Genomic DNA, 11,857 nt, shown 5'->3' with positions numbered 1-11,857 from the left:
TTGCTATAGCGGACCAGGAATTAATCAGGCCCCCTTACGATTCCCGATCAAACTCCTTAAATGAGATGGAACGGAATTTGTTACAGGTGGGCCATGATACCCTTTTCCATCCTTGATCTTTCGCCCGTGGCGGAAGGCCAGACCGTCTCGCAGGCTCTGGACCAGTCGCGCAGGCTTGCCCAGAAGGCCGAGGAGTTGGGCTTCAACCGCATCTGGCTGGCAGAGCATCACGGCATGCCCGGCATTGCCAGTGCCGCAACCGCGGTGGTGATCGGCCATATCGGCGCAGCAACCAAGCGTATCCGCATCGGCTCTGGCGGCATCATGCTGCCCAACCATTCGCCATTGGTCGTGGCAGAACAGTTCGGCACGCTGGAAGCTCTCTTCCCCGGCCGCGTCGATCTGGGTCTCGGTCGTGCGCCCGGCACCGATATGAGAACGGCGCGTGCACTGCGCCGGAACCTGGATGCAGGCGCCGAAAACTTCCCGCACGATATTGTGGAACTCCAGCATCTACTGGGAGAGGCCCGCGAGGATCAGGCAATCCTGGCGGTTCCGGGGCTGGAAGCGAATGTTCCGATATGGCTTCTAGGGTCCAGCCTCTACAGCGCCCATCTGGCGGCTGCACTGGGCCTGCCCTACGCCTTCGCCTCGCATTTTGCGCCCGACATGCTGATGGATGCCATCGCGATCTATCGCGAGCGGTTCCAGCCGTCACAGACCTTGCAGAAGCCTTACGTCATGGTGGGCGTCATGGGCGTTGCGGCAGAAACCGATCAGGAAGCAAAGCAAATGTTCACTTCCGCGCAGCAGCAGTTTGTGAACCTGCGCCGAAACGTGCGCACCAAATTTCCGCGCCCGGTCGCGAGCATGGAGGGCATCTGGTCGGAAGCAGAGCGCTACGGCGTGGAGCACACGCTGCGCTTCGCAGCCGTCGGCTCGCGCGAAGCGGTGCATCAGAAGCTGGAAGGCTTCTTGGCTGAGACCGGCGCCGACGAACTGATCATCTCGATGCCGATCCATGATTTCGAAGCCAGGCTGCGCTCGGCCGAAATCTTCGCCAGCCTGCCCATGATGCAGGCCGCACATTGATCAAGGATCTCTACCTCACCTGGTCGTGCTGGATGGCCAGGTGAGGTAGTAGGATTTGTCGCCAAGCGATCCATAAAAGGCATTCTGGCCACTCTGGCGGTCGATATAGCTGCCATCCTTGTTGCGGCTGAAGATGCCGCCGTTCTCGCGCGTCAGATGATCACGCAGGAAGCTGCCCCAATCCTTCACGGTGAGATCGGTTACCTTGATCTCCTGCGTGGACACCTTGCCCGGCGCCACCAGCTGAACACTCTTTCCCTCCGCAGCATCCGCCACGGTCAGTGTGCCCGCCTCCAGCGCCTTCAGCATGGCGTCTGCCTGGCTCGCCTTGCCCGGCTCCGTCTTCATCTCCTCAAGCCGCTGCTTGATGAAGGTTGCGAAATCGGCCGATGTCACGCTGTCCGGCTGTTTCACCGTATCTGTGGAGGGTGTGGTATCGTCCTGCTGGTCGGCGATCCGGTTCAGCAAATCATAGGTGCCGCTATCGGATGCATCATCGCTGCTGTCGATGCCGTAATCGCTGAGCAATCGGCTGGCGAGACTGCCGCTCGTGGCGTTCTGCTCCTGATCGGTCTGCTTCATCACTTTCAGCATGGTCAGCGTCGACCACTGCCGAACATTATCCACTGATGACACCATGTGATGATCCTCTCGACCGCTGCAAATACGGGCAGAATGCCATGCAAGGCATGTACGAGGCTGGTGGGCACGCGCAAAACGAGAAAGCCGGCCCCAGATCTGGAGCCGGCTTTCCGCAAATCAGAAACGATGAGAGACTTAAGCCGAGAGCTTCGCCATCACTTCGTCGGACACTTCGAAGTTCGAATAGACGTTCTGCACATCGTCATCGTCTTCGAGGCTGTCGATGAGCTTCATCAGCGACTGTGCCTTTTCTTCATCCACCGGAACCGTGTTCTGCGGCTTCCAGACAGCCTTGACTGTCTGCGCTTCGCCCAGAACGGCCTCGAGCGCCTTGGAGACTTCGCCAATGCTCTCGAAAGCGCAGATGATCGTGTGACCGTCTTCATCGGAGATCACGTCGTCAGCACCGGCTTCGATCGCAGCTTCCATCACGGCATCCGCGCTGCCAGCGGAAGCCTTGTAGACGATTTCGCCAACGTGATCGAAGGAGAAGGAAACAGAGCCGGTTTCGCCCAGCGCCCCGCCCGCCTTGGTGAAGATGGAGCGAACATTGGAGGCGGTGCGGTTGCGGTTATCGCTCAACGCTTCAACGATGACGGCAACACCGCCGGGACCGTAGCCCTCATAGCGAACGGAATCATAGCTCTCGCTATCGGCACCGGACGCCTTCTTGATGGCGCGGTCGATATTGTCCTTCGGCATGGACTGCGCCTTGGCGTTCTGGATTGCCAGGCGAAGAGCCGCATTCATCGAAGGGTCAGGCAGGCCCGACTTTGCAGCCACGGTGATTTCGCGTGCGAGCTTGGAGAACATCTTGGACCGGATGGAATCCTGACGGCCCTTGCGGTGCATGATGTTCTTGAACTGTGAATGGCCAGCCATGGCACCCCTTAATCGCGTAAAATGTCTGGAATGGCGGGCTTATAGGCAGGAAATCGGTCGCTTTCAAGAAAAAAGCAGATGGAGCGCAAGCAGGAAAAGCCGGAACAAACCTTTGGCGGCAACGTTTCACGGCCGCACCCTCATCAAGAAAGGACCGGCAATGGCAAGTCTGACCGAAGCCCGCGAAGCCCCTGCACGCCAGCTGTGGGAAGAAATCAACTCAATCCATGCGGGCATGCTTGGTATCGAAGGCTCTCACCAGCACTTCCAGCCCATGGCCCCTCATGCAGACCCCAAAACCAATACGGTCTGGTTTTTCACCAAGACCGACACGGATCTCGTACAGGCAATTCGCCCCGGTACACGCGCGCATTTCTGCGTTGTCGGCAAGAACCACGATTACCATGCCTGCCTCGCGGGCGTTATAGAGGTCCGCAAGGATCAGGCAAAGATCGACGAGTTCTGGAGCGCCATGACGGCTGCCTGGTACGAACACGGCAAGGATGATCCGAAGCTGACCATGCTTGCATTGCATCTCGATGATGCCGAGATCTGGGCGTCCACCGACAGCACGCTGAAGTTTGGCTGGGAAATCGCCAAGGCAAATATAAGCGATGAAAAGATGCCCGATGTCGGCGTCAAGCAGCATCTCACCTTCGCCTGATAACCCCTCTCACATTCCCTGCGGAATCAGGATCTGCGGCTTTCGTGGCAGGTTCCGCAGGGAGACGGTGATGACAGGCTCCTTGGCGTAGACAATATCGAATTTCCCGTCGAACATGGTCAGAAACCGCTCAAGCGGCGGGCCACTGCGATGCATGGGAAGGATCAGGGAAGACCGCAGGCGCTGCACGACGCGGCTCATGCTATCGGCGCCCATGGTCAGTCCGCCGTCGGTCGGCACCATCAGCACATCCAGCCGTCCGATCTGCGTATAGTGGCTGTCAGTCAATTCATGATGCAGATGGCCAAGATGGCCGATACACAGGCCAGCAATCTCGAAGATGAAGATTGAATTGCCGTTTTCCTCGAAGCCGCCATAGGCGCGGATATCCGTTGAAACATTGCGGGTATAGGTATCCCCGACCACGACGTGATGATCCGCCTTCTGCCCCGGCGTATCACTCCAGCCCGGCAGCACGTGCTTTATGCCCGCATCGGGTGAGCGCGTGTAATGCGTGGAGTGGGCCTTGTTCATTGTAACGATGTCCGGCAGCCGCTGAGGCCGGTAATAGCCACTGTAGTCGGTTGCGATCAGCACCCCTTCCGGGCTTTCGATGGAATAGGTCGAATGCCCGATGAAGGTAATCCGGACATCCTCTGCAATCTTTCGCGCCTGCGCCATCTGTTGCGGCTTGAAGCTGACGAAGCTCGCCTTCGGCACCGTCTCGGCGATTGCCTGGCATTGACTGGCGGGGCGAGGCTGATCCTGCGCCTGGGCGACACCAAGGTGCGAGCCCGCGAAAAATACGCCTGACATCAAAGCGAATGCGACTGCGCGAAACATGGTGCCAATCCCTCGTCTTCGTGAACGAAAGATGCGGCAGTCATGACAGAGCGTCCAGCCTTGGAAGGCCGTTCCGCTCTCACTTTCCCGTCATCGAAGCATCAACGCCGGTCGGTCGAGCCTGTCGCGCGCGGATCGAGCTTCAGGCCCTCTGGCGTCGCGAGCTGGGCGGAAGCACCGGGCACCGCCGTAGTATAATTGTCTTTTTCCTCGCGCGGACGCGCTGCCCGGATCCGGCTGCGGATAATTGAATAGGCAACCACGATCAGATGCGCGACAGCCGTGACGGCAAACAGCGCATGCGGACCGAAATGCGTCATGACCGGTCCGCCCAATGTCGGGCCGATGACCGTGCCGATCCCGTAAAGCAGAAGCAGGCCGCCCGACACCTTGACGAAATCTTCCGGTGCCGCGAAGTCATTCGCATGCGCAACAGCGATCGGATAGAGCGCATTGGCCGCAGCACCATAGATCGCCACCAGCGCGATGATGACATAGACATTCATCGGATGCAGCACCACCAGCACAAACCCTGCAAGAGCGGAAAGCGCGGAAAGCGCAGCCAGCACATAGCGGCGGTCCATTCGGTCGGACAGGCGACCCGCCGGGAACTGCATGATGGCACCGGCAAAAATGGTAATGCTGACCATGATGGCAATGGTGCCCTGGTGAAGCCCGGCCTTCGCACCAAAGACGGCAACCAGCGTGCCATAAGCACCGTTCGCGATACCGATCATCAGAATGCCGACGAAGGAGACCGGCGAATTTCGATACAGTCCCTTGAGATCGAGACTGACCCGCTTGAGCGGTTGCGGCGATGCCGCCGTCGAGATCGTGGTCGGCAGGATGGCGATGCAGTACAGGATGCCGCAGACCATGAACAGGATCGGGGTCGTGACATCCGCTACCCCGACCAGCAACTGTCCGCCAACAACGCCCATCAGCGTTATTGCAATGTAGAGCGAGAAGATCGCACCGCGGCTTTCGTTCGTCGCGCGCTCGTTCAGCCAGCTCTCGATGATCATCGAGGTTCCGGCGGTGCAGAAGCCGGTGACCGCACGCAATGTCAGCCAGGCCGCATCGTTCACGAACATGCCTGTCACAAGCACGTTGAGGCAGATGATTGCGCCAAAGCCGGAAAAGGCGCGAACATGGCCGATGCGGCGCACCAGAAGAGGCGCTGCAAAGCACCCTGCAACAAAGCCCGCAGCCCAGGTGGTGCCGAGAAGGCCGAGAATCTCGTTGGAATAACCCTCATGCGTGCCGCGCACCGGCAGGAGCAATCCCTGTAGCCCGTTTCCCAGAAACAGAAACAGCGTGCCGAGGAGAAGACTGAAAACGGGCAGAATATTGCGAGGCATCGGCAAAACCGCGAGCAGAATCAGAACGTGAACAGGACCGTGACAGCAAAGCACGGCAATGGTTAAGTCATTGCGCAAATAATCGGAATTCAGGCATGAATCCGGCAGTTGCGGCTGACTTGAAGAGTTTTCGCGATGGAATTCGCCCCGTTTGCAAAATGAGCGGTTCCGAATCCCATTCGCAACACCTAATCCTGATGAAGTGCAAAAATGTCCAGCCTGTGGCTGCGGTTGAAGGAATCTGGAACAAAATGACGAAAATCATCGGCCTGTTGCTGTTGCTGGCCATGGTGGTCCAGATCATCAAGCCGCTGGGCTTTCCTGGCCTGAAACGCCGTGCCGATTTTTGGAAGCTGGCGGTTCTTGCCTTTGTCTCCTGGGCCATCATCCTGCTGCTGCGCGACTTCACGTGAGGCCGACAACCCTGGGCCTGAAAATACGGGTTTGAAATCCGGGACTTGAAATCTCGACAGGTTCACTAGTCTATTGAAGGAGAGATGTCGGGCAACTGGTATGTCCGGCCAGACAAGGAGCGCTCATGAAATATGACGTTGCCGTTGTTGGAGCAGGCTTTTCAGCAATTGCTGTCACGCTGCAGCTCCTGCGAAAGCTTTCTCCTCATCAATCGGTCGCCGTTATCGGTGATGATCCGGGCTTTGGTCGCGGTACGGCCTATCGCAGCGAGTTCCACATCCATCGCCTGAACGTGGCTGCCGCCCGCATGTCCATCTTCCCGGACAGGCCGGATGACTTCCTGAACTGGCAGATGGAAAAGGGCCGCAGCGTCAAGGCAGGAGACTATGTGCCGAGAAGCGATTTCGGCCTTTATCTCCGAGACCGATTGGCGGAACTGTTGAGGCAGCGCCAGACCTGCGCCCGGGTCGATTTCATCAAGGCCAAGGCGCTGGGCTGTCTGGATATCGGGGCAGATACCACCATGATCCGGCTCGCCCATGGCGGGGAACTGGTGGCACGCAATCTCGTCCTGTGTCTCGGTGTCGGCAGCGCTTCCATTCCTGCACCTCTGCGAGACCTGCCGGAAACCGCCAAATCTCACCTGGTGGAAAACCCTTGGAGGCTGGGCTGGCTTTCCAAGGTCGGCGCCAATGAGCGTGTCTGCATTCTCGGTTCCGGCCTGACCATGGTGGATCAGGTTCTGGCATTGCGTGCCAGCGGGCATCAAGGCATGATCCATGTGCTCTCACGGCGGGGGCTTCTGCCCCATCGACATGACCGTCAGCCCGTGTCACCGGTGCCGCCGGAATTGCCCGAAACAGATCGACGCATGAGCAAGCTGCTGGCCGCCTTGCGCAAACAGGTTCGGCGCGGCGCTCCCTGGCGTTCGGTAATCGACGGCCTCAGACCGCATACGCAAACTTTGTGGCAGGAACTGCCGGATGCGGAAAAGAAACGTTTCCTGCGCCACGCTGTGCCCTGGTGGACCGTGCACCGGCACAGGCTGGCACCGGACGTGGCCGATGATCTCGATCGCGTCCTGAACGATGGACGTCTCACGGTCCATGCAGGCTATCTGCAACAGGCGGAACTTTCGCGCCCCGGCATCAGCCTCTCCTATCGCGCAAGGGGCTCGCGTGAAATACGGCGCCTGACGGCGGACTGGATTGTCAATTGTACCGGCATGGAAAGAGCAGGCATTGATCACTCTCCTTTTCTCCAATGCATGGAGGATCGTGGCCAGCTTCAGCCAGACCCCTTGGGTCTTGGCATCATGGTTGATGAGACAAGCCGCCTGATTGGCCGGGATGGCCAACCGCAACACAATATCCATGTGGTGGGTGCTCTGACCGCAGGCCGTTTCTGGGAAATCACGGCGGTGCCGGATATTCGCGTGCAGGCCAATGCCGTTGCCGCGCAGATTGCTGCCGAACTTGCGTCCAGTCCGGCCAGTGACGTGCGGGCAGCCACATCCTGACAGGTTAAAGCAAAAAAGCCGCCTCGTTTCCGAAGCGGCCTTTTTTTAAACCTGTAGAAAATCTCAAGCAGCGCAGCCGGCTGCAACCTTGTTGACGCTGGCGTCATAGATCTGGTCGATGGTTCCGGCGACGGCTGCGTTGAATTCGGCATCCGTCATCGTCACACGCAGGCTCTCGGTCAGGCCGCGCGAGAAGCTTGCAATCATGCCGGGATTGTGCTTCAGCTTCTGGCAGGCGTCTGCCGTGCTGTATCCACCGGACAGCGCGACCACGCGAACGACCGACTTGTGGCCGATGAAGGGCGCATAGAAATCGGCAACCGTCGGGATCGTCAGCTTCAGCATGACCGTCTCGCTGGACGGCAGCTTGTCGAGATGGGCAGCGATCTCGTCACGCAGAATGGCTTCCGCTTCCTGCTTGGTCGGGCTCTTGATGGAAACTTCCGGCTCGATGATCGGCATCAGGCCCTGACCGATGATCTGACGGGCCACTTCAAACTGCTGCTTCACGACGGCCGCGATGCCGGCCTTGTCCGCATTCGCGATGAGCGAGCGCATCTTGGTGCCGAAAATGCCCTTTTCGCGGCCACGGATGAGCAGGGCATCCAGTTCCGGCATCGGCTTCATGGTCTGAACGCCGTTTTCTTCCGCGTTCAGGCCCTTGTCAATCTTCAGGAAGGGAACGACGCCGCGCTTCTGCCAGAGATAGGACGGAACCGGCTCACCATTGACATCGCCGTCCATCGTACGCTCGAACAGGATCGCGCCGATAACCTTGTCGCCCGTAAACGAGGGCGCGCTCATGATGCGAACGCGCATGGCGTGCATCAGGCGGAACATTTCCTCGTCGCCCTGGTAGTCGGTTTCCATGACGCCATAGGCACGCAAGGCTCCCGGTGTCGAACCGCCGCTCTGATCCAGAGCCGCAATAAATCCCGGTGCGGAACTCATCTTGTGCAACATCTTGGCGTCTCCCATACTCAACTCCTGTCCCTAAGTCGGCCTATAACGGGCTCATCCCGTCGGATATCATTCGCGGATAACAGAAGTTTTTAGTGAGGGAAATCCTACGCTTAAGGCTTGAAACGATTGAAATTATTTCAATCGTTTAAAACATCTAAAAAAATTTAAAGCTGGTGATTTTCACGCGCGCAACTCTTTCCTTGAATTGCGCACGCGCTATTTTGTCGCGGTTCAGGCGCTCTTGATCAGAACGGAGACACCGGGCAGTTCCTTGCCTTCCATCCATTCAAGGAAGGCACCACCGGCAGTCGAGACGTAGGAGAAGCTGTCTGCGACACCCGCATGGTTGAGCGCAGAAACCGTATCGCCACCACCTGCGACGGATACCAGCTTGCCAGCCTTGGTTTGTTCTGCGGCAAATTTTGCAGCGGCAACCGTCGCCGTATCGAAGGGCGCGATTTCGAAGGCGCCAAGCGGGCCGTTCCAGACCAGCGTATGCGCGCGACCAATCCATTCATTGACGGCTTCAACAGACTTCGGGCCAACATCCAGAACCATGGCATCGACTGGAATGGCTTCGATATCGACCACTTCATTTTCTGCATTGGCCTTGAACTCGCGGGCCACCACACCATCGACCGGCAAAACGATGGCGCACTGCGCGCTGGCCGCTTCGATCATGATCTGCTTGGCTGTCTCTGCCAGATCATGCTCGCAGAGAGACTTGCCGACCGAGGTGCCACGCGCTGCGATGAAGGTATTGGCCATGCCACCACCGATCACGAGCGCATCGACCTTCTTCACGAGGTTCATCAAGAGATCGATCTTGGTCGAAACCTTGGCGCCACCAACAATGGCGACAACCGGGCGTGCCGGATTGCCAAGACCCTTCTCGAGCGCTTCCAGTTCTTCCTGCATGGTGCGGCCTGCATAGGCGGGAAGATGGTGGGCCAGACCCTCCGTCGAGGAATGGGCGCGGTGCGCGGCAGAGAAGGCATCATTGACGAAGATATCGCCATTGGCGGCAAGCGCTGCCGTAAAGTCGGCGTCGTTCTTTTCCTCACCCTTATGGAAGCGGGTGTTTTCCAGAAGCAGGATGTCGCCATTCTGCATCTTGGAAACGGCAGACGCTGCTGCTTCACCAATGCAATCATCGGCAAACAGAACGGCGTGATCCAGCACCTCTTCAACGGCAGGCACGATCAGCTTCAGGGACATATCGGCCACCGGCGCACCCTTGGGGCGGCCGAAATGCGCAAGCAGGATAACCTTTGCGCCCTTGCCGGACAGTTCAAGGATCGTCGGAGCGACACGTTCGATGCGCGTTGCGTCCGTCACCTTTCCGTCCGAGACGGGAACATTGAGGTCCACGCGCACGAGAACGCGCTTGCCTGCGATATCGGAGAGGTCGTCCAGGGTCTTGAAGGCTGGCATTAGGGCAATCCGTTTCGATGGTTGAAATTCGAAGCGGACCATACTCAACCTGCCGGACGGTGCAAGGCCCGTCGCCTTTTTCCTAACCCCGATTTTCCTGTCCGGGTACCGGCTTTCCCCGGTAACGGCGGATGAGATCGCGAATGCGATGGGCGATTTCCCGCATGTTGATGAAAATCGGCAGCCGCGTCGCAGGTTCGACAGGCTCCAGCGAGATACCGACGGAGCTTACATGCTCGTGCTCGTCCAGATCCCGCACGATCAGGATGATGGATCCGAGACGCACCCGGTCGGCATAATCCACCTTGCCGCCAAGCCTGTAGGTCATGAGATCGCCCACCGTCATCGCCTGTTCCGCCGTTGTCAGAAGGCCCGGACCATAGGCGGCATCCAGTTCCTTCGCGGGGCGCGAGGGCGAGATGGCGAAGGCACCGAAGAAATCCGCATCATCCTCGTCCACCGGCACGCGGCTGGCAAACAGCCGGTCAAGCAGGCGAGAATAACCGGGCGCGATGAACAGATAGACCTGGTCGTTCTCCCGCAACCGACCGGCATATTGGTAGCGCATGCTGCGCCCATCGCGGATGACGAGCGAGGGCATGGCCCAGCGAGGAATGCGTTCGCCCCGCAGGATGGGGCTGTCCTTGATGACACGGTAGGAAATGAGTTCGTGATTGGCCCTGCCCGGCAGGTCCAGTTCCACCTTGTCCACTTCGCCCATTCTCGGCGGAATGATGAGGCCTAACCGTTCCGCCACCGATCGGATCGTCCAGCCTTGCAGCAGCAGCGAGACGAGCACGATGATGAACGCGGTATTGAAAAACACATGCTGGTCGTCAATGCCGCCAAGGATCGGCATGATGCCGAGCAGAATGGAAACCGCACCGCGCAGGCCCACCCAGGCCACGAAGCCGATTTCCTGCTGTGTAAAGTCGAACGGCAGCAGGCTGAGCCAGACGGCGATCGGCCGTGCGACGAAGATGAGGAAGAGCGCAAGCCCGATGGCCGGCAGCAGGATGGTGGGGAACTGCGAAGGTGTCGCCAGAAGACCCAGCACCAGGAACATGATGATCTGCGCAAGCCAGGTCAGCCCATCCTGGAAGCGGCGGATCGCTTCCTTGGCGAAGATGCGCTTGTTCCCGGCAAAAATGCCCGCGACATAGACCGCCAGAAAGCCGCTGCCGCCCACCGCCCCGGTGAAGGAGAAGATCAGCATCGCAAGTCCGAGCACGAAGATGGGCGCAAGACCGCGATCCAGCGGCAGCCGGTTGAGGACCGAGACGATCATCAAACCGCCCAGCAGGCCGAGTGCAGCGCCAAGCCCCATCTGCTTGACGAACATGGTCAGAAGATCGAGGTTGAAGCCGGAGGTACCGTGACCGGAGGCAATGAGTTCGACCAGCGCGATGGTCAGAAACACCGCCATCGGATCGTTGGTGCCGGATTCCACTTCCAGCGTCGAGCGTACCTTATCGCGGATGTGAACTCCGCCGACGCGCAGAAGGAAGAAGACAGCTGCTGCATCGGTCGAGGCGACGATGGAGCCGAGCAGCATTCCGTGCAGCCAGTCGATGCCGAGCAGCAGGGACGCCGCAAACGCGAATATCGCAGCCGTCAGCACCACGCCCACCGAGGCCATCGTCAAGGCAGGTGCAGCCGCGATCTTGAAGGAATGGAGCGATGTGCCGAAGCCGGAATCAAAGAGAATGACAGCCAGCGCCAGCGAACCCAGCACATAGGCCATCGAGAAGTTGCTGAAATTGATGCCGATCCCGTCCACTCCGGCAACGAGCCCGATCATCAGAAAGATCAGAAGAAGGGGCGCGCCAAACCGGAAGGCGAGCAGACTGGAGAAGGCGGCCGCGAGAACAAGCACCGTTCCCACCAGCACAACGACATAAAACGCCTCCAAAGATCCCGCCCCTCTCGCACCTACGACCACCAAGGCCGCTTGTGCAGCCTCGCATCACCATGTTCCCAGCCTAGCCTTGCGGTCGACAACCGAAAAGACAACGGCAACTGAAAGAAACTTTCGCTTCATTA

At 58.9% G+C, this 11,857-nt stretch carries 11 protein-coding genes; 4 read left to right on the top strand and 7 right to left on the bottom strand.

The features are described from left to right. The first annotated feature begins 93 nt into the window (after positions 1-93). The gene (locus G6N80_RS14730) at positions 94-1,092 is read left to right on the top strand and encodes an LLM class flavin-dependent oxidoreductase (protein WP_165134817.1); all 999 of its coding nucleotides are present in this window, start codon (positions 94-96) and stop codon (positions 1,090-1,092) included. Between the two features lie 15 nt (positions 1,093-1,107). Here G6N80_RS14730 and G6N80_RS14725 read toward each other — a convergent pair whose 3' ends face one another. After that, positions 1,108-1,731, bottom strand: a complete 624-nt coding sequence (locus G6N80_RS14725) for a hypothetical protein (RefSeq protein WP_165134814.1) — start codon at positions 1,729-1,731, stop codon at positions 1,108-1,110. 138 nt (positions 1,732-1,869) lie between these two features. Further along, positions 1,870-2,616, bottom strand: coding sequence for a YebC/PmpR family DNA-binding transcriptional regulator (locus G6N80_RS14720; protein ID WP_062555675.1), 747 nt, complete (start codon positions 2,614-2,616; stop codon positions 1,870-1,872). A gap of 160 nt (positions 2,617-2,776) precedes the next feature. Here G6N80_RS14720 and G6N80_RS14715 point away from each other — a divergent pair, with 160 nt between their 5' ends. After that, on the top strand, positions 2,777-3,280 hold the full coding sequence (locus G6N80_RS14715; protein WP_165134811.1) for a pyridoxamine 5'-phosphate oxidase family protein: 504 nt from the start codon (positions 2,777-2,779) through the stop codon (positions 3,278-3,280). Between the two features lie 9 nt (positions 3,281-3,289). Here the strand turns inward: G6N80_RS14715 and G6N80_RS14710 are convergent, their stop codons facing one another. Together G6N80_RS14710 and G6N80_RS14705 are read right to left on the bottom strand one after the other, a co-directional pair. Then, complete coding sequence (locus G6N80_RS14710) at positions 3,290-4,123, bottom strand: MBL fold metallo-hydrolase (protein ID WP_062555676.1); 834 nt, start codon at positions 4,121-4,123, stop codon at positions 3,290-3,292. A 101-nt stretch (positions 4,124-4,224) separates the two neighbouring features. Beyond that, positions 4,225-5,484: an MFS transporter gene (locus G6N80_RS14705; RefSeq protein WP_165134808.1), complete on the bottom strand. Its 1,260-nt coding sequence runs from the start codon at positions 5,482-5,484 to the stop codon at positions 4,225-4,227. 251 nt (positions 5,485-5,735) lie between these two features. Here G6N80_RS14705 and G6N80_RS14700 point away from each other — a divergent pair, with 251 nt between their 5' ends. Next, positions 5,736-5,897 (top strand): hypothetical protein, encoded by a 162-nt coding sequence (locus tag G6N80_RS14700; protein ID WP_165134805.1) that lies wholly within the window; start codon positions 5,736-5,738, stop codon positions 5,895-5,897. A gap of 125 nt (positions 5,898-6,022) precedes the next feature. Then, positions 6,023-7,417, top strand: coding sequence for an FAD/NAD(P)-binding protein (locus G6N80_RS14695; RefSeq protein WP_165134802.1), 1,395 nt, complete (start codon positions 6,023-6,025; stop codon positions 7,415-7,417). A gap of 63 nt (positions 7,418-7,480) precedes the next feature. Here the strand turns inward: G6N80_RS14695 and G6N80_RS14690 are convergent, their stop codons facing one another. The 3 genes from G6N80_RS14690 to G6N80_RS14680 all read right to left on the bottom strand — a co-directional run bounded on the left by G6N80_RS14690 (position 7,481) and on the right by G6N80_RS14680 (position 11,726). Then, the gene (locus G6N80_RS14690; protein WP_165134799.1) at positions 7,481-8,395 is read right to left on the bottom strand and encodes a fructose bisphosphate aldolase; all 915 of its coding nucleotides are present in this window, start codon (positions 8,393-8,395) and stop codon (positions 7,481-7,483) included. Between the two features lie 216 nt (positions 8,396-8,611). Then, on the bottom strand, positions 8,612-9,814 hold the full coding sequence (locus G6N80_RS14685) for a phosphoglycerate kinase (protein ID WP_165134796.1): 1,203 nt from the start codon (positions 9,812-9,814) through the stop codon (positions 8,612-8,614). 82 nt (positions 9,815-9,896) lie between these two features. Beyond that, complete coding sequence (locus G6N80_RS14680; RefSeq protein WP_062555681.1) at positions 9,897-11,726, bottom strand: potassium/proton antiporter; 1,830 nt, start codon at positions 11,724-11,726, stop codon at positions 9,897-9,899. Positions 11,727-11,857 lie beyond the last annotated feature (131 nt).

Origin of the sequence: Rhizobium rhizoryzae, from assembly GCF_011046895.1 — a bacterium.
GTDB classification, from domain to species: domain Bacteria; phylum Pseudomonadota; class Alphaproteobacteria; order Rhizobiales; family Rhizobiaceae; genus Neorhizobium; species Neorhizobium rhizoryzae.
The sequence above is the reverse complement of the archived record's forward strand: the minus strand, read 5'-3'. Positions and strand labels throughout refer to the sequence as shown.